The following is a 19,118-nucleotide window of genomic DNA, read 5'->3' as shown; positions in this document are numbered from 1 at the left end:
AGCATGAAAATTGAAAAAATGCCGGAGAATACATGAATCTGCTACTCATAGGTGTGTTATTGGCATTGATTGCCGTAGCCTATCAAATCGGGTTATCTAAAAGCCGTAGCCTGGCAGGTAAGGGAAATAACTCTGCGAAGTTGCACTCTCGACCTGGATATTACGGTGCGTTGGTGGCTTTATGGTGTGGTATCCCTGCTTTTTTAATTTTACTGGTTTGGAATATTGTCGAACCGAATATTTTACGACATGTGATTTTAAATAATATACCTGCAAATATTGCAGCAACATTAGATCAATCTGGCATGGAAGTTGTGATTGACCGTGTTCAGGCCATTGCCTCTGGTTTTGGGGTTAGTGATAAAGCCGCAGCCTATGAAATTGCCGCAGCACAACAGTTATCAAGAATTGAAAACATTAGTTCTTTTGCTAAATTGGCCGTGGTGATCTGTGCCGCTTTAGCGGGTCTGGTTTTGGCAAAAAAACGTGTAGCGCAACAATATCGTGCACGTAACCAGGTCGAAAAAACCATTAATATCGCTTTAGCCTTATGTTCTGGTGTAGCAATTTTAACCACCATCGGTATTGTGATGTCGATGTTTAGTGAAGCTATGCGCTTCTTTAACTTCGTCAGTCCACTTGATTTCTTCTTTGGTACAGAATGGAATCCGGGTTTTAGTACATCAGGAAATGCCGAAGGAAGTTATGGCTTGTTGCCGCTGCTTTGGGGCACGCTGATGGTCAGCGGTATCGCTTTATTAGTCGCAGTGCCAGTCGGTTTGATGATTGCAATCTATTTGGCTGAATATGCATCCTCTGGTTTTCGCTCTTGGGCAAAACCGGCGATTGAAGTTCTAGCCGGCATCCCGACCATCGTTTATGGTGTGTTTGCATTAATGATTATTGGCCCATTCTTTAAAATGCTTGGAGCAAGCATTGGGCTAGAGATTAATGCCACCAGTGCCTTAACCGCAGGTTTCGTGATGGGGATTATGATTATCCCGTTTGTATCTTCGCTTTCAGATGACATTATTACCCAGGTGCCTCGCTCGCTACGTGATGGTTCTTTGGGACTCGGTGCAACCAAGTCGGAAACCATTCGTCAGGTAGTGTTACCTGCAGCCTTGCCGGGCATTATTGGTGCATTTTTACTTGCAGCCTCTCGTGCCATTGGGGAAACCATGATCGTGGTTCTGGCGGCAGGGAATAGTCCATTACTGCATGCCAATCCGTTGGAAGCGATTTCAACCGTGACCATTACTATCGTCAATCAACTTACAGGTGATACCGACTTTGCCAGCCCACAAGCATTGGTGGCATTTGCATTGGGTTTAACCTTGTTTGTGATTACTTTAGGTTTGAACATCGTTGCACTGTATATCGTGCGTAAATATCGCGAGCAATACGAATGAGTACTTCTAATACATCTTCCATGGATCAGGCGCGTGATCCACGCGTTTCTGCTGAATTGCGCGAAAAACGTAAACAAAGAATTAGTAGTTCTTTGGCAAAGCGTCATCGCAAAGAAAAAATGTTCCGCATATTCGGCTTCTCTGCAGTCATTACCGGTCTGTTTTTTGTGGTACTGCTATTCGGAAGTATTCTGGCAAAGGGCTTACCGGCATTTTGGCAAACCAGTATGACGGTTCCGGTCTATTTTGATCCGACTATAATTAATGTGGGCGCGAAGCCTGTCAAAAAAGCAGGTGAATCTCCTGCCCATTTTCAAGAGCGCTTTATCGCTTGGCAAACTGAAATGGGGATGGTTGATTGGGATGCTTTAATCGTGAACGGATTAATTGCAAAAGACCCAAGTATTGCGTCTAAACGCGATGAGCTTGCAAGCCTATATACCAGCTCGGAAGCCTACCGTGTACGTGATATGGTACTTGCAGATCCAGCATTGGTTGGTCAAAAGAAAGATTTAAATATTTTGGCTGATGCCAATGTCGATGTATGGTTAGCAGGAAATATTGATCGTTCATTACCTGATGACCAGCAGCAATTAAGCCCGGAAATTCGCCAGCTCGCCGATGATTTAAAAGCCAAAGGTGTGCTTGAAAATACCTTTAATACCAATATTTTTACCAATCCAGACTCGCGTAGTTCTCCTGCAACTTCTGGTTTGGCCGGCGCATTCATGGGCTCATTGTTCATGATGCTGATCGTGATTTTTATCTCGATTCCAATTGGTGTGGCATCTGCCATTTATCTGGAAGAATTTGCACCGAAAAATTTCATTACCGATGTCGTGGAAGTAAATATCAATAACCTTGCAGCCGTACCATCCATCGTATTTGGTCTGTTGGGTGCTGCTATTTTTATTGGCTGGATGCAGTTACCGATTTCTGCGCCTTTGGTCGGTGGTCTGGTACTCAGTCTGATGACATTGCCGACTGTGATTATCACCACGCGTGCATCGCTTAAAGCTGTACCGCCATCGATTCGTCAGGCGGCATTGGGCTTGGGTGCTTCTCGTGTACAAACGGTATTTCACCATGTATTGCCACTTGCAATACCGGGTATCTTAACCGGTGCGATTATTGGTGTGGCACAAGCCTTAGGTGAAACAGCACCGCTACTCCTGATTGGTATGAGTGCCTTTGTTGCGAGTATTCCGGCTTCACCACTCGATCAATCAACAGCACTACCGGTACAAATTTTCTTATGGCAGGGCAATGAATTACGTAATTTCTTCGAAGGACGTACTGCTGCTGCAATTATTGTCTTACTTGCACTGATGGTGGGCTTAAATAGTCTGGCAATCTGGTTACGTAAGAAATTTGAAGTACGCTGGTAGGAAAGGGCAATATATGAATACTGTAACAGCGATGTCAAAAACAAATTCCTTAGAGCAGGATGAATCCGTGAATCAAGATCAGAAACAATTTACCTCACCCGAAGTAGATAACAAACGTCAAGGCACTTCATTTGTTTCGCAATTTGATACCCATCCTTCGGCTAAAAAAGAAAACCAAACATCCAATGTTAAAATAAGCACTTCGGATGTCCACGTTTACTATGATCAAGCAGAAGCCATTAAAGGTATTGATATCAATATCTACGAAAATGAAGTGATTGCTTTTATTGGTCCATCCGGTTGTGGTAAATCGACTTTTCTACGTACTTTAAACCGTATGAATGACACCATTGATTCGTGTCGCGTGACGGGTAAAGTGATGCTGGATAATCAGGATATCTATGATCCAAACCTGGACGTGGTATTACTTCGTGCTCAAGTCGGCATGGTGTTCCAAAAACCAAATCCTTTCCCGAAATCAATTTTTGATAACGTGGCTTATGGTCCAAAACTTCACGGTTTGGCACGTGACAAATACGATCTTGAAGAAATTGTTGAAAACAGCTTGCACAAAGCTGGTCTTTGGGATGAAGTCAAAGACCGTTTAAACCAACCGGGCACAGGTCTTTCAGGTGGTCAGCAACAGCGTTTATGTATTGCACGTACTATCGCGGTGAGCCCAGAAGTGATTTTGATGGACGAACCATGTTCAGCACTGGATCCAATTGCAACGGCAAAAATCGAAGAACTCATTTCAGAGCTTTCTACGCAATATACCATTGCCATTGTGACGCATTCGATGCAACAGGCTGCGCGTGTTTCTGACCGTACCGCTTACTTCCATCTAGGGGATTTGATTGAAGTGAACTCGACTGAAAAAGTCTTCACTCAGCCAGATCATCAGTTGACTGAAGCTTATATTACTGGTCGTTTTGGTTAATCAAATGACTGTATTGAAAAAGAGCCGAAAGGCTCTTTTTTTTATTGAATCATCAATTTTTTGATCAAATATTTTTGTCTAAAAACGAAATGCAACTTGTTCAACTAGTCATTATTTAATCTTTATTTTTTATTCGATGATTATCTTTAGGCATGTGTTTTTATGCTAAGAAAATGTCTTGCTGTATAAAGTTCTTAAAGGAAAAGAATCTCTGCAATTGGATGATTTATAAAATTCATATTGAATTTTCAATGTTTTGACCTCATGTTAAAGACAACAGAAGATACAATTAGAGAAATCATTTTATATGTTATTCCATAACCCCAAATTACCGGCTGAAATTCGAATCAGCCATTTAAATGCGCGCGTAAATGAACAACGTAAAAAAATTGCGCAAGCCACAGCATCTAAATTTGAACTCTTGCAACTCACTCAACAGCTTTCAAAAGAAGCCAAGTTACGTAAAAAGAATAATCAAAAAATTTATGTACTCGATTTTAAGGGTGATACCGCTGCATCTGCAGTAGAAAGTTTACGTGAAGAAATTACGCTTATTTTAGCGACAGCAAAAGCGGGGCGTGACCGTGTGGTTGTTCGCCTGGAAAGTCCGGGTGGTATGGTGCATGGCTACGGTCTAGCAGCTGCACAACTGGTACGTCTGCGTGATGCCGGTTTTAACCTGACGATTTGCGTCGACAAGGTTGCAGCAAGTGGCGGTTATATGATGGCATGTATTGCCAACGAAATTGTTTCTGCGCCATTTGCCGTTGTGGGTTCAATTGGTGTGGTTGCTCAAGTGCCAAACTTCAACCGTTTATTGAAAGACAAGCATATCGATTTTGAGCTTTATACCGCAGGTGAGTTTAAACGTACCGTAACCATGTTTGGCGAAAATACCGCTGAAGGTAAAGCGAAATTTGAAGAAGAATTGCAACAAACCCATGAGTTGTTCAAGCACTTTGTTGAAAAATACCGCCCACAACTGAATGTTGAAAAAGTCGCAACAGGTGAGCATTGGTATGGAAAAGATGCGCTTGAATTAAACTTGGTCGATAAACTGCAAACCTCAGATGAATATCTGCTGGGTTTATTGGCACAGCATGATGTGTATGTGCTTGATATGCGTCGTAAACCAACTTTAGGTGAAAAGTTGGGCTTGCAAGCTGCACAAATGGCAGATGGTTTGGTGCCTGCAGTGATGAATAAAGTGATGGAAACGTTGTCAAAAGCGAGTGCGAATGTCATTCAACTGCGTGATCCAAAGCTTTAATTTAAAGTGATCTTCTGATTTTAAAATGGCGCTCTAATGAGCGCCATTTTTTTTGACTGTATCTTAATATTCAGCTCAGCTTGAGCTGCTATGCTGCGACTAAAATACAGTCAACCAAGGTTTTTTATGGCTCAGAACACAACAATATCTTCTACAGATTTACTGATTCGATTTTTGCATATCATCATTATTTTGAGCTTTACTGGGGCTTATCTCACGGGGGATGCAGAGGAATGGCATCAAGTACATATGGCATTTGGCTATACACTCGGTATTAGCCTGATCTTAAGAATTTTATGGCAGTTTTTTGCACCTCGACTGGCTCATACTCAGCCTTCAGGGCTAAGCCGACGATTTCATGTGATCAAGCCATTTGTACAGCGCTATTGGGCACAGCCGCAGCAATGGCTTTCCCCATCATTTTTAAAAGCAGCCAGTTCCAACCTGTTTCAGCTGAGCATACTGGGTGTTTTTTGCCTGTTGCCCTTAACTGTGCTGGCAGGATTTTTAACCGACTATACGCAGAGCCACAGTTTAAAAGAAGTGCATGAGCTATTCGCCAATCTGTTTTTAGCGAGTGTCTTGCTACACTTGGCAGCACTGACACTGAATAGTGTTCTGCTTAAAAAATGGCTGGCAAAACGTATGTTTTGGGGGGCAGAATCGCATTCATGGTTCACCCTGTTTACTTTAATTCTGTCACTGGGCGTGTTGGTCGCTTTCTGGTTGTGGTACTTTAGCTAGGCTTTTATACCGACACCAGCACAGGTGAAGCAGACTGTAGCTTGCAGCCCCAAGTGTTGCAAGCAGCATATCCATATGTGCATCCCAGACATCGCCCTGCTGGCCATTGTAGTTTTCCGCATCTTCAGGCGATAAACCAATTGCAATCAGCCATTCAAGCCATTCATAAATTAAACTGGTGGCCATGATAAACTGGACCACCAATAAAAACAGCGTGAAGGGTTTAGCCTCAGGCAGCCATACATGAAACAGTCGCAGTAGCACGGGGTAGAGCAGTACACCACAGGCAAGGTGCACTAAACGGTCATACATATTGCGTGACCAGCCCATCGATTGATTGAGGTCAAAACTGAACAGCTGAATTAGCCATTCGTTATAGGGCACATAGGAATATAGGTAATGTGCTCCCACAATATGAATCAGTAAAAAAATAAGATAGAGCGCAAAACTGTAAAAACTCAGGCCAATTTTCTTTTGGGTAAACAATAAGGCAGCGAGCATAAAGATTGTGCCGAGCTGATGCAGGATATAGGCTTCAAATTCTAAAGGACGAATACTTGCGATCACTATGGCAATGGTTATAAAACCTAAACCAAGCCAGTGTTTTAAGGTGAGTTGGTATTCAATCATCTTATTGTTTTCGACTATAAAGTAGTGGAATTATAATAAAAAAGCGAAGCCGAAGCTTCGCTTTTTCTGACTAAAATTTAATTAGATTTTAGCGATTAACTCTTTAATTTGTTTCGCTTGCTCAGCTGCATTACCTGTATACGTTGCAGGTGTCATCTCAGCCAAACGTGCACGATCCGCCGCAGGAACAGCTTCAAGTTCATTACCATTGACGAAGTTCACCATCATTTCGCGAGTCATTGCTTGACCACGAGTCAGGGCTTTTAATTTTTCGTATGGTTTTTCTACGTTGTAACGACGCATAACGGTTTGAATTGGTTCAGCCAATACTTCTTGAGCATGGTCTAAATCTTCAGCAATACGCGCAGCGTTTAGCTCTAATTTGCCAATACCTTTTAAGCAAGCTTCAAAAGCAATCAAGCTTTGCGCAAAACCAACACCCATGTTACGAAGAACAGTAGAGTCAGTTAAGTCACGTTGCCAGCGAGAAATCGGAAGTTTTTCACCCAAGTGAGCCAATACAGCATTAGCCAAGCCCAAGTTACCTTCAGAGTTTTCGAAGTCAATTGGGTTGACTTTGTGCGGCATAGTCGAAGAACCAACTTCACCTTCTTTCAAACGTTGTTTGAAGAAACCTAAAGAGATATAACCCCAAACGTCACGGTTAAAGTCGATCAAAATCGTGTTAAAACGACGTAATGCATCAAAAAGTTCCGCCATGTAATCATGTGGTTCGATTTGCGTGGTGTACGGGTTGAACGCCAAACCTAAAGATTCAACAAAAGCTTGTGAATGTGCAGGCCAGTTAATGTCTGGATATGCTGAATAATGCGCATTGTAGTTACCTACAGCACCATTGATTTTACCGAGCAATTCAACATGGTTAAATTGTTTGATTTGGCGTGCAAGGCGGTAAGCCACGTTTGCCATTTCTTTACCCAAAGTGGTTGGGCTTGCAGTTTGACCATGCGTACGAGACAACATTGGTTGTTCAGCGTGAGTTTCAGCCAAAGTTGCAATTGCGTCGATAATGCTTTGCATAAAAGCAACCAGAACATCACGACCATTTTTTAACATTAAGGCGTGAGACAAGTTGTTGATGTCTTCAGAAGTACATGCAAAGTGAATGAATTCACCGGCATCTTTCAATTCATCAATGTGGGCAATTTTTTCTTTAAGAAAGTATTCAACCGCTTTCACATCGTGGTTGGTGGTACGTTCAATGTCTTTAATGCGGTTTGCATCATCTTCAGAGAAATCAGCCACAATTGCATCTAGAGCAGCATTAGTTGCTGCTGAAAAAGCAGGAACTTCAGTGATTTCAGGACGGTTTGCAAGCGCTTGTAACCAGCGCACTTCAACGGTCACACGAGCATGGATTAAACCAAACTCAGAGAGGAAAGGACGGAGAGCATCACATTTGCTCGCGTAGCGTCCATCTAATGGAGAAAGTGCGGTTAAAGCGTTCATAGCGATTCCTTAAACTTTGGAATTGAGGGGCCGAATACGTTTCAAAAATGTGTTGCATTGAAAATTAAAACTGAGCAAACAAGGCACGAAATGCAAAGAATAGCGAGACTATTTTTAAACTTCGTAATGCAGTTCGAAATTGTTTTAATTTCAACCCTTCGGGACAAGAGTGTTTTTTATGCTACTTCATTATGCTTTGCTCACTTAGAACAACTAAGTTTTACAAATCATGCCTCGCATCATTAAAAAATATTCATTGTCGCAATCATTTTTGCAGCATATACGATCCCTATGTAAAACAAAGCCCGCGCAGCATCAGTTAAACCACCTGATACTGTAAACGGGCAAGATCTTGAATATCTTGAAGCAGCTTGCGCTTACTGAAAATCATGCCCCATGAACTGCCACCCATTTGGCGCCATAAGTGCGCCAGTTGTAGGCCAGTAAACAGGGAAGCGCGAATACGGTTGGTATGAGAAGTATCTTTAAACGCTTGGGCGTTGCCTTTGACCATAATGCGCGGATTAATTTGTCCTGCAGTTTCGACATAGGTTTGAGCAAGATTGGCAATAATACTGGGATGTAAATAATTATTATCAAAAAATGAAAGTTGCTTTAATATTTTTTGTTGTGACTTTTCAATAATTTCCACAAATTTTGGATTGCTATAAACTTTTTTCTCTAACTGTAATAGCGCCATTGCATAGCTCATCGGCAACTTGGCGCTAGATAATTTAGGTAAACGAGATTTGGGAGATGGGTTGAATGGTTGGTTAATACTATTTTCTAAAGTCTTTAAACCGAGGGAAATATCGGCAAGTTGATTAAAAAAATCTAAGGTTTGGCAGGATTCATTGGCGGTAGGGCGGATATTCAGGCTGGCTTTAATGAGTTGCTCTAGATAGAAGCTACCGCTTTCACCAATACTCTGCTGTCCAGACATGGCGGTCATATGGGTCAGCTGTGTCGATTGAAACACAGCTGCCAACGCCAAAGCACGGTTTTGGCGTACATTCAAAGTTTGAGGCTGTTGAAAGGGTAACTCAGCCATGCCTATCGCTTCCTTTTAAATAAAATCAGGTTTTGGCGCATTGGTATGATGAATCACACCACCACCTAAACAAACTTCATCTGCGTAGAACACTACACTTTGTCCTGGAGTCACCGCACGTTGCGGTTCGTCAAATTCAACGCGTACACCATTTGGCATATCGGCATCTTTATAAATAACACAGTCTTGATCGGGTTGGCGATAACGCGTTTTCGCAGTGCAACGGAAACCAGTCTCTGGAATCTCTTGTTCACCCGCGACCCAGTCAATCGCTTCACTCCAAAGTATAGTACTTTGCATCAGTGGATGCTCATGACCCTGACCAATGACGAGGCGGTTATTTTCAATATCTTTATACAGAACAAACCATGCACCTTCAGATTCGCCTTTAAGACCACCCAAGCCGATGCCGCCACGTTGACCGAGCGTATAGTACATTAAGCCGTGATGTTCACCAACCTCTTTACCGGTATCTAATAGAATTTTTCCAGCTTGGGCAGGTAAATACTGTTTTAAAAAGTCATTAAAACGGCGTTCGCCAATAAAGCAAATGCCGGTTGAATCTTTTTTCTTCGCTGTTGCAAGACCCAGTTCTTCAGCAATACGACGAACTTCCGGTTTTTCAATTTCGCCCACAGGGAACAAAGTCTTGTTAATTTCACGACCATGTACAGCATGTAAGAAATAAGTTTGATCTTTGTTTTGGTCAAAGCCGCGTAATAAAGGCGCGTATTCTTCACCGCGCGAATTGGTCATGGTTTCACCACGACGGCAGTAATGACCAGTAGCAATAAAATCTGCACCCAGATTAATCGCATGGTCTAGAAAGGCACGGAATTTGATTTCTTTATTACATAAGATATCTGGATTCGGTGTGCGACCAGACGCATATTCCGCCAGAAAATGCTCAAAAACACGATCCCAATATTCCATGGCAAAGTTGGCGGTATGCAGTTTGATGCCAATTTTGTCGCAAACGGCTTGCGCATCGGCAAGGTCTTCCATTGCCGTGCAATATTCCGTGCCGTCATCTTCTTCCCAGTTTTTCATGAAAAGTCCTTCAACTTGATATCCTTGTTGAAGAAGAAGTGCTGCAGAAACAGAAGAATCTACACCACCAGACATACCGACGATGACACGTTGTTGCATAGGATTAAGCATCCAAAGTTGAAATTAAGGGAGAATTTTGGTGCTCGTAAATGAGCGATAAAGGGTATTTTTTGCCTGAAAGAGCATCTTCAATGGCTTTAATTACCAAGGGGCTACGCGCACGTGCCGATTCTTTCAGTTCATCCAAAGTCATCCAGACTGCGCCAATGATTCCTGTATCTAATGTTGCATGTTCATCATGCGCAATCGATTTTGCTAAAAAGCAGAAACGGAAATAGGTGCGATCTGGAAACATCGGTGGGGTATAGGTATAAATACCAAGTAGTGATTCAATACTCACTGTATGTCCGGTTTCTTCCATGGTTTCGCGAATGGCAGCATCGATAATGGTTTCGCCACATTCGACATGACCTGCAGGCTGATTGAACACGGTATGTGTTACGCCTTCCGTATGTTCTTCAACAAACAGAAATTTTCCGTCTTTTTCGACGACAGTAGCAACCGTAACGTGAGCAGTCCAAGCGGTCATTGAAAAGCACCAAGGAATAAAATGGCTATTCTACAAAATTTAGGGGGCGGTGGCTATGTTGGGAGGGGATTTCTTTAATCACTCAAGAATTTATTAATTTTAAATAATTAATCCTATAGAGCATTGCTTAAATTGTAAGCATGAAATGCTAGAAATGCTAGAAATGCTAGAAATGCTAGAAATGCTAGAAATGCTAGAAATGCTAGAAATGCTAGAAATGCTAGAAATGCTAGAAATGTTTAAAATGATCTAAGTGAGTCAGTTTAGAAATTAATTTTAGATAAACTGAATTTTATTAATGAGTGCTATTTCATTGAAATGGCTAATTCTTGCCACTCATTAAAGTTAGTACTACTAGGAATATCCCAATTAATCTCTCCTCCTACTTTTAATGCTCGGATACCTAGATTTTCACGAGAAGTAGCAATTTCAAATAGTTCCGATAAGGTATCCCATAGTTCAATTATTACTTTTCGGTCTGCTTGAAGCCCTCTATGTGCTAAGTCATTACGAGTATCACGTGCACGATCTAATATTTTATAAGTATCCCTTGTAATAATTTTAGATAGCCTCAAAAGCTTATGTTTAGCATGAATTGATTTTCGATTTATAGCACCCTTTAGATTAGTATGACATTTTTGTACTCTTAATGGATATTTAAATTTTTGTTTTTTATATATATTTATCCATAAAATCTCTGTGAGTTGCTCTACAACTATCCACAGATTGTTAAGCGCATCGTTATTGTTTTGATTAATTAAAGATGTATAACCATTTATAAGAAAAAAAGGCGTAAATCTAGTAAGAGATTTAATGACATCCTGCCCTTCAAAAAAAGATTTTTCTATATTTCCAAAACTCAAAACTCTAGGGGACATTAGAGGTTCAAGTCGTTCAGTTATAGATGCCCAATTTAATCTTAATCTAGTATGAAGAGATGGAGTATAAGAAAACAGAGTGGTTTTTTCATATAGTGATCCTATCTCCAGTTCATGTGAATGCAAAACTTCAGCGTGTATCCCACCTAATAATAAGGAACATAGGATTTCATTTAATTTGGCAATTCCTTCAGATCTTGTTGAAAAAGAATTGCACTGGGGAATTGCTATTGCTCCATCGTAGCTTACCAATGCATCCAACCCTTCATTAATTCCTAAAGGGAGTATTCCTACTACTTCTGATAATTCCATTCCAACATAAGAATTTTCATTAATTTGTTCTAATGAGAGACTTATTTGTTTTTTGCTATCGTTAACTATTGCTGAATAAGGTCTTAAATGAACCATCCAAGCAGGGTTATATGATGGCACACTAGAAATCGGCTCTATATAGTCAAAAGGAGCATCTGATTTTTCAATCCAATCTCCCCAATACCAAACAGACGTATCAGTTGGTTTATTCTTAATTACGTCTGTTAATGTTTTAGGAATATTACGATTATCTGAGATAAATGGATTGAAATCATCCTCAAATGCGTATATTTGACCTGTTTGAGTATCTTGATAGTGCTTCATGGTTTATCTATTTTAGATTGTAATGTTTATTATCTATATAATTCCCCGCCACCTTCACATAATGCCGTGCTGAATAAGGCAAAAATTCTTTTTCTTTATCTGTAAGCGGACGGACTTTTTGTACCGGACTACCCACATATAAATAACCACTTTCAAGACGTTTTCGTGGTGGAACCAAAGAACCTGCACCAATCATCACATCATCTTCAATCACTACGTCATCTAAAACAATGCTGCTGATGCCAACTAATACACGATTACCAATGGTACAGCCATGTAATTTTACATGATGTCCAATGGTGACATCTTCGCCAATAATTAGCGGTGAGCCTTCAGGCTTGTCGGCTTTTTTATGACTCACATGCAACATCGCATGATCTTGAACATTACTGTTTTTACCAATATGAATATGATTCACATCACCACGAATCACAGCAAAAGGCCACACCGAGACATTTTCAGCCAAAGTCACGTCACCAATCACCATGGACATTTCATCAATGTAGCAAGTGGCATCAATTTTAGGATGGTGATCTAAATAAGGGCGAATATTCTTTTTCATCATGCGTATTCAGTGGTAATGGTATGCAGTCATTATAAAATAAAAAAGCACCCATACCGAAGTAGGAGTGCTTTATCTTTAGTTTAAGACTAAATTAAAACTTTAAATTTAATTAAAACAAGTTACTAAAGAATTGTTTGATATGGTCAATCATTTTTGCAAAGAAACCTGCTTCTTCAACGTCTTGAAGTGCAACAAGTGGTTTTTCTGAAATGACTTTACCATTAATGCTGGCTACATATTTACCAACCACTTGACCTTTTTTAAGCGGTGCAGTGAGTTTAGGTTGAACAACCAGTTGGGTTTTGATCGCGTTAGCCTGACCTTTCTGCATGGTAACGTTGAAGTTTTCAGCTAAGCCAATTTGAACGTCATTGCTTTTACCATACCAAACTTTCGCTTTAGCCAAGACCTGATTCGCAGGTTGAACTTTAACGGTTTCAAAGTTTGCATAACCCCAAGCCAAAATTTCACGTGTTTGAGATGCACGCTCGTTCATGCTTGGCGCACCAAAAATCACTGAGATTAAACGCAGTGGACCACGTTTGGCAGAAGTCGTTAAACAGTAACCTGCTTCTTCAGTATGACCCGTTTTTAAACCGTCTACACTTGGGTCGGTATAAAGCAAGGCATTACGGTTGCCTTGTTTAATGCCGTTAAAGGTAAATTCTTTTTCAGAGTAGATTGGGTAATATTTTGAGCTGTCATGAATGATATGTTGTGCAAGTGTCGCCATATCTTTTGCAGTCGAGTAGTGACCTTCAGCAGGCATACCAGTTGCATTGATAAAGCTGGTATTGGTCATGCCGATACGTTTTGCTTCCTCATTCATCATGTGAGCAAAAGTGCCTTCATTACCAGCAATATGTTCTGCCATGGCTTTAGAAGCATCATTACCTGACTGGATGATAATCCCGCGGAGCATTTCCAATGCTGTTGCAGTACCGTTCAGCGGTACATACATACATGATTCCGTGCTACTACCACGACACCATGCCGATTCGTTCATACGAACTTTTTCATTTTCCGTTAGATCACCACTCAACAACTTCTGTTCGATGATGTAACTGGTCATCATCTTGGTCATTGAAGCAGGGGCTAATTTTTCATTTTCATTTTTTGCTGCGAGGATTTGCCCCGTCTCATAGTCCATCAAAACATAAGATTTATTATTGAGTTCTGGTGGTGCAGATAAGACAGTTGCTGCGTATGTGAAACTCGGTAAAAGTAATAATGCAGCAAGGGCGCTTTTTCTGGTCATTCTAGGTGGTTCCAATACGTGAATAAGGCACAAAGAGCCTAGCATTCTAGGATAAAGCTAGGCCGACTTCTATGGGGAAATCGGCTTATTTCAAAAGTATTGTAACCAATTTGTGTTAATTGTTATAAGTCGTCAGTTCTTGGCAAATTTCTTTGTTTTTTGAGTCGCCGGCTTTTTTCGCATCACTGCGTGCTTCAGCTAAAATGGATTTAAATTTTTTCTCTTTACTCAGTTTGGATAAAGCTGAAACTGCATCTTTTTCCTGAGGTAAATATTCCTGCGCAAGTTTGGAATATCCTCTCGAAAACTGCGCATCATCTTTCACCAGACTTGGGCAGACTTCTGACAGCACATAAATAGCTGCAAGTTCTTGTTGGGTCACTTTTTGAATCGGTGTGACTTCAATATTTTCATCTTGTTGTTTCGCTGCGTGGGTCACTGAAAGTGACATTACAGCAGTGGTCAATAGACCCAAAGAAAGAGATTTGAACATGGATGATTTCATTTAAGCAGACCTAAATTATTTAAAAATATAACAATATAAATAAGCTTAACGATATTTTTAGTAATTGTAAGTACACAAATGTATTGAAGCTGTTGAAAATTGAAGAATCAATGAATGAAATTTGACTTATATTTATTTTATAAAAAATAGGGCATGAAGCTGGATAATCTGCATGCCCATTTATAGAATGCTCGACAAATTGAGTATTCTAGATAGATGATCTGTTGTGAATTATGCGTCGTAATTGACCACGTCATTACAAACTGATTTTTGTTCATCTTTACTGGTTTCTTTTGCAGCTTGACGCGCTTCATCAAGAACAGACTTATATTCTGTATCTGCTTGAATTTTATCGTAAGTCATCGATTTATCTGAATAGTCTTGCAGGTAAGACTGAATGAGCTGATGAATATTGTGATCAAATTTTGCATTTTTACCAACAATTGCAGGGCATACTTCAGCCATAACTTGAGTCGAAGCAATGTCTTCTTTAACAATAGTATTGGCTTCTGCTTGAGTTAAGCCTTCATCGGCTAAAACAGCTTGTGAGAGTAACGCTGCAAAACCTAAACCCAAGAAGCTACGAAATGAGATCGTTGTAATCATTTTTTAGTCACACATTTTGAATGGATGTCGAGGGTTAAATATATATAATTCTTTATCTTATTCAATCAAATGTTCTGACCAGTCATTTTTCAAACCGTTACGAGATTTTTAAGTGAATATATTAATTGCCAATGATGATGGTGTTTTTGCTCCCGGTATTCAAGCGCTTGCGCATGCTTTAGCGCCTTTGGGGCGCGTTGTTATTGTTGCACCTGAAAGCGAGCGTAGTGGTTTCTCCAGTGCCTTGACTTTAGATCGACCTTTACGTCCCATTCAAATTTCACCCGATGTTTGGGCGGTGAATGGTACACCGGCAGATTGTGTGTATCTGTCTATGAATGGTCTATTTGATTTTGAATTTGATCTGGTGGTCAGTGGTATTAATAGTGGTGCCAATTTAGGCGATGATGTTCTGTATTCGGGAACCGTTGGTGCCGCTTTTGAAGGGCGTCTAATGAAACAACCTGCAATTGCAGTCTCTATGGCAGGGCAAAATGTTCGTTCTTACGAGCACCCGAAAGATTATGCTGTCGCTGCACAATGGGTGCATGATTTTATTGCGTCTGGTTTGCCTGTTTTACCTCCGCGTCACATCTTTAATGTCAATATTCCGGATGTACCAGAATTACAAGGTTCAAAAATTACCTATCAGGGTAGACGCAGTCAATCCAAACCCATCACCAGTCATGTAGACCCGCGGGGTCGTCAAGTCTATTGGATTGGTCTTTCTGGCGAGGCAGTCGCGGAGCCTAAAAAAGGCCTGACTGAAATAGACTCGGATTTTTTTGCCGTAGCAAATGGCTATGTCAGCATCACGCCGATTCAAATGGATGCTACAAATTATGACATTTTAAGCACATTGCATGCACAGTTTTCCAAATAGTTGCAAGTAGTGTTATAACTTTGTGAAAATGTAGAATTGAAATAATTTTTTATATATTTTTTTGCTAATCTTGGCGCAAATCAATAAATACATTTGTATGTAGAGAGGAAGATTAATGCACGTGGTGTCACAATATCGCTTATTTGCTGTGCCTTCAGCCTTGCTGAAAACCATTGTATTGTCTACAGCTGTTATTTCCACTGTCATTTTGAGTGGCTGTGCTTCAAAACCACAAATTCATAATGCCACCCGTTATGCAGCTGCACCAGACTACTATACCGTTCGATCTGGAGATACTTTAAGTGGGATTGCTGCACGTTATGGTCTAGCTTATACCAGCGTTGCTGATATGAATGACATAACGCCGCCGTATCGCATTTATGTTGGACAGTCTTTACGTTTAAAAGATTCTGGTTCACGTCGTACCACCACGACGCAAGCGGTGACACAAGCTGCACCGATCCAACGTCAAACCGTTCAACTTCCAACTACTCCAGCGAAAACCACTGCACCAGTTGTAGCCAATGTTCCAACTGCACCTGTGGCATCCTCTAAAGCATCTGCGTTACGTTGGGTCAAACCAAGTAATGGTGCAGTGCTGCAAAACTTTAATCTAGCTAATAATATTAAAGGGATTCGCTATACAGGCAATGTGGGTGATGCTATTTATGCAGCAGCGGATGGACAAGTGGTTTATGCAGCAGATGGCTTAAAAGAATATGGCAACCTGATTCTGATCAAGCATATTAACGGTTACATTTCAGCCTATGCACATAACAGTAAAATGAATGTGAAAAGTGGAGAAAATGTGACGGCTGGGCAGAAGATTGCGGAAATGGGTTCATCCGGTACAACCCGCACTATGCTTGAATTTCAGGTTCGTCTAGATGGCAAGCCTATTGATCCGACTAAGGTATTACCTATTAATTAAATAAAATAATGCATTACTTAAATTTCACCGTATAATACAATGAGTTGCCTTTATCGAAAGATAAAGCATCTCATAAGTTCAGAGGGAAATTTATGTTAGATCAACTTCGAGCAATGGGTGTTTTTGCTTGTGTTGTAGAAAAAAACTCGTTCAGTGGTGCAGCCCGAAATTTAGGGATCACCACCAGTGCTGTAAGTCAGCAAATTCGTTCTTTAGAACATGAGATGGAAGTTACACTTTTACATCGTTCTACCAGAAAGTTGAGTTTAACTGAAGCGGGACAAGCTTTTTTCCACAGCTGTCAAGAGATGCTCGCTGCCGCAGAGCGCGGGAAAATACGAATTAATGAGCTGCGTGATGATCTTGTTGGTGATTTACGTATTGCAACTACGCCAGAATTAGCTGCAAATCATGTCATTCCAGCATTGTCACATTGGATGTCTGCTCATCGAGGTCTGGCAGTTCATGTAGAAGCTGACAATCAATATATTGACCTGATTGAAGGTCGTATTGATATTGCGTTGCGAATAAGTTCAAAAATTGAAGATAATAATTTGCATGTGGTGCCGCTTGCTAGAGTTGAGCAGGTTCTGGTTGCTTCACCGAGTTATTTGAATCAGTCAGCACCTGTTTCACGTCCTGAGGATTTAAAGCATCATGATTTAATTCCAATGAATGTGATCAAAAATTATCAATCTTTGTCATTCCAGCATGGTGTGACCAATGAAGATATTAGTTTGGAGATGCGTTCGAGATTGACATCAAATAATGTCTTGGTTGCCAAAGCATTATGTCAGCAAGGACACGGTATCGCTCGAATTTTATATTTAGATGCACAAAAAGATTTAATCAATGGCGCTTTGGTTGAAGTTTTACCGGAGTGGAGATTACCAAGTTTTACCTTGTATGCCATTATTTCAAAACATGAACAACAGCCGATGAAAATTCATCGTTGTTTAGAGGCACTAAAACAATATTTCTGCCAATTACCCGGTGGCAGAATTTATCAAGAAGCTTCATAAAAGCCGATGAGTATGAAAAAAGCCGCTATCAGCGGCTTTTCGTTTTTGAACGATTAAAGAATTAAGCTAAAAAGGCTTTAATCATTTTTACAAGACGAGCAATCAATTGATCTGCCTGTTCTTGGGTAATGTTTAAAGTAGGCAATAGACGAACCACAGAACCCGCAGTCACATTAATAATTAAATGATATTCATCACGGGCAATATTAACCAGTTCACCACATTCTTTCGGTAATTCAATACCAATCATGAGACCGAATCCACGGACTGTCACGTTTTGCCCACTCAGCTGTTGAGTCAGTTGCTCAACGATATAGCTGCCCATTTTCGCAGCATTTTCAACCAGATTTTCTTTCTGAATAAGATCAATCACCGTATAAACAACACGTGAACCCAATGCTGTACCGCTATAAGTTGAACCATGGCTGCCCGCAGTCAGTATACCGACACCGCGACCCTGAGTCATCACGGCACCAATCGGGAAGCCGTTACCCAAACCTTTTGCAGTGGTTAAAACATCTGGAACAATGTTGGTATGCTGGTAAGCAAAGTATTTACCGGTACGGCCATTACCGGTTTGAACTTCATCCAGCATCATCAGCCAGTTATGTTGGTTACAGATTTGACGGATTTCTTCGAGGTAGCTAAAACCTTGAGGTGCAGTATTGACACCGCCTTCACCTTGAATCGGTTCAACAAAAATCGCCACGATGTCCGGGTGGTTAATTGCTGCTTCTTCAATGGCTTCAATATCACCAAAAGGTACGCGAATAAAACCTTCAACCAGTGGGCCAAAACCTTCCTGAACTTTTTTGTTGCCCGTTGCTGAAAGGGTCGCCATGGTACGACCATGGAAAGAACGATCCGCAACAATAATTTTAGGATTGGCAATGCCTTGCATAGATCCAAATTTACGGGCAATTTTAATTGCACCTTCATTGGATTCTGCACCGCTGTTCGAGAAGAAAATTTCTTCCATGCCTGAAACTTCAGCAAGTTTTTGTGCTGCAGCAGTTTGCCAAGGCACTTCAAACAAGTTGCTGGTGTGAATGAGGGTTGCCGCTTGATCAGCAATGGCTTCAGCAATAACAGGATGAGCATGACCTAGACCACATACCGCAATACCTGTAAGTGCATCAAAATATTCAGTGCCATCTTCTGTATAAAGATAAGAACCTCGACCGCGAACAAAGCTGATCGGCTGACGGCCAAATACTGGCATCAAGTGTGAAGGTTGATCAGATTGCACTGGGGCAAGGGTAATGTTATTCATGACTAACTCTTATCTGT

The 19,118-nt window shown here is 40.9% G+C and carries 19 protein-coding genes; 8 read left to right on the top strand and 11 right to left on the bottom strand.

The window, feature by feature from the left end; genetic code table 11:
* Positions 1-32: 32 nt before the first annotated feature.
* The 5 genes from pstC (at position 33) to E0409_RS01360 (ending at position 5,754) form a co-directional block, all read left to right on the top strand.
* Positions 33-1,412 carry a phosphate ABC transporter permease subunit PstC gene (gene pstC, locus E0409_RS01380; protein ID WP_131286839.1) on the top strand — a complete coding sequence of 460 codons (1,380 nt, stop codon included), beginning with the start codon at positions 33-35 and terminating at the stop codon, positions 1,410-1,412.
* Positions 1,409-2,800, top strand: coding sequence for a phosphate ABC transporter permease PstA (pstA, locus tag E0409_RS01375; protein WP_131286837.1), 1,392 nt, complete (start codon positions 1,409-1,411; stop codon positions 2,798-2,800). Before pstC ends, pstA begins: the two co-directional genes overlap by 4 nt.
* Positions 2,801-2,813: 13 nt before the next feature.
* Complete coding sequence (pstB, locus tag E0409_RS01370; protein ID WP_131286835.1) at positions 2,814-3,740, top strand: phosphate ABC transporter ATP-binding protein PstB; 927 nt, start codon at positions 2,814-2,816, stop codon at positions 3,738-3,740.
* Positions 3,741-4,047: 307 nt separating this feature from the next.
* Positions 4,048-5,010 carry a protease SohB gene (gene sohB, locus E0409_RS01365; protein WP_131286833.1) on the top strand — a complete coding sequence of 321 codons (963 nt, stop codon included), beginning with the start codon at positions 4,048-4,050 and terminating at the stop codon, positions 5,008-5,010.
* Between the two features lie 126 nt (positions 5,011-5,136).
* The gene (locus E0409_RS01360; RefSeq protein ID WP_131286831.1) at positions 5,137-5,754 is read left to right on the top strand and encodes a cytochrome b/b6 domain-containing protein; all 618 of its coding nucleotides are present in this window, start codon (positions 5,137-5,139) and stop codon (positions 5,752-5,754) included.
* Here the strand turns inward: E0409_RS01360 and E0409_RS01355 are convergent.
* From E0409_RS01355 to E0409_RS01310, 10 genes are all read right to left on the bottom strand, one after another.
* Positions 5,710-6,384: a DUF2238 domain-containing protein gene (locus E0409_RS01355; protein ID WP_131286829.1), complete on the bottom strand. Its 675-nt coding sequence runs from the start codon at positions 6,382-6,384 to the stop codon at positions 5,710-5,712. The genes E0409_RS01360 and E0409_RS01355 overlap by 45 nt on opposite strands.
* 81 nt (positions 6,385-6,465) lie before the next feature.
* Positions 6,466-7,854 (bottom strand): adenylosuccinate lyase, encoded by a 1,389-nt coding sequence (gene purB, locus E0409_RS01350; protein ID WP_131286828.1) that lies wholly within the window; start codon positions 7,852-7,854, stop codon positions 6,466-6,468.
* A gap of 319 nt (positions 7,855-8,173) precedes the next feature.
* Positions 8,174-8,905, bottom strand: a complete 732-nt coding sequence (hflD, locus tag E0409_RS01345; RefSeq protein ID WP_131286826.1) for a high frequency lysogenization protein HflD — start codon at positions 8,903-8,905, stop codon at positions 8,174-8,176.
* A 15-nt stretch (positions 8,906-8,920) separates the two neighbouring features.
* Positions 8,921-10,054 (bottom strand): tRNA 2-thiouridine(34) synthase MnmA, encoded by a 1,134-nt coding sequence (gene mnmA, locus E0409_RS01340; protein WP_131286823.1) that lies wholly within the window; start codon positions 10,052-10,054, stop codon positions 8,921-8,923.
* Positions 10,055-10,058: 4 nt separating this feature from the next.
* Positions 10,059-10,544, bottom strand: coding sequence for an NUDIX hydrolase (locus E0409_RS01335; protein ID WP_131286821.1), 486 nt, complete (start codon positions 10,542-10,544; stop codon positions 10,059-10,061).
* 305 nt (positions 10,545-10,849) lie between these two features.
* Positions 10,850-12,058: a hypothetical protein gene (locus E0409_RS01330; protein ID WP_131286819.1), complete on the bottom strand. Its 1,209-nt coding sequence runs from the start codon at positions 12,056-12,058 to the stop codon at positions 10,850-10,852.
* Between the two features lie 7 nt (positions 12,059-12,065).
* Positions 12,066-12,620: a gamma carbonic anhydrase family protein gene (locus E0409_RS01325; protein ID WP_131287016.1), complete on the bottom strand. Its 555-nt coding sequence runs from the start codon at positions 12,618-12,620 to the stop codon at positions 12,066-12,068.
* A 112-nt stretch (positions 12,621-12,732) separates the two neighbouring features.
* Positions 12,733-13,881 (bottom strand): D-alanyl-D-alanine carboxypeptidase PBP5/6, encoded by a 1,149-nt coding sequence (gene dacC / locus E0409_RS01320; protein WP_131286817.1) that lies wholly within the window; start codon positions 13,879-13,881, stop codon positions 12,733-12,735.
* Between the two features lie 115 nt (positions 13,882-13,996).
* Positions 13,997-14,386: an MCR_0457 family protein gene (locus E0409_RS01315; protein ID WP_131286815.1), complete on the bottom strand. Its 390-nt coding sequence runs from the start codon at positions 14,384-14,386 to the stop codon at positions 13,997-13,999.
* Between the two features lie 231 nt (positions 14,387-14,617).
* Entirely contained in the window at positions 14,618-14,992 is a 375-nt protein-coding gene (locus E0409_RS01310) for an MCR_0457 family protein (protein ID WP_131286813.1), read from the bottom strand.
* A gap of 112 nt (positions 14,993-15,104) precedes the next feature.
* Between E0409_RS01310 and surE the strand changes: the two genes are divergently transcribed.
* The 3 genes from surE (at position 15,105) to E0409_RS01295 (ending at position 17,828) form a co-directional block, all read left to right on the top strand.
* A complete protein-coding gene (gene surE, locus E0409_RS01305; RefSeq protein ID WP_131286811.1) occupies positions 15,105-15,875 on the top strand; it encodes a 5'/3'-nucleotidase SurE in 771 nt (256 codons plus the stop codon).
* 115 nt (positions 15,876-15,990) lie between these two features.
* Complete coding sequence (locus tag E0409_RS01300; protein ID WP_131286809.1) at positions 15,991-16,806, top strand: peptidoglycan DD-metalloendopeptidase family protein; 816 nt, start codon at positions 15,991-15,993, stop codon at positions 16,804-16,806.
* 92 nt (positions 16,807-16,898) lie between these two features.
* A complete protein-coding gene (locus E0409_RS01295; protein ID WP_131286807.1) occupies positions 16,899-17,828 on the top strand; it encodes a LysR family transcriptional regulator in 930 nt (309 codons plus the stop codon).
* Positions 17,829-17,889: 61 nt separating this feature from the next.
* Here the strand turns inward: E0409_RS01295 and E0409_RS01290 are convergent, their stop codons facing one another.
* Positions 17,890-19,101 carry an aspartate aminotransferase family protein gene (locus tag E0409_RS01290; protein ID WP_131286805.1) on the bottom strand — a complete coding sequence of 404 codons (1,212 nt, stop codon included), beginning with the start codon at positions 19,099-19,101 and terminating at the stop codon, positions 17,890-17,892.
* Positions 19,102-19,118 lie beyond the last annotated feature (17 nt).

Source organism: Acinetobacter sp. ANC 4862 (assembly GCF_004336635.1).
Taxonomy (GTDB): domain Bacteria; phylum Pseudomonadota; class Gammaproteobacteria; order Pseudomonadales; family Moraxellaceae; genus Acinetobacter.
Note: the sequence above shows the minus strand (reverse complement) of the source record. Positions and strands in the feature narration are given on the sequence as shown.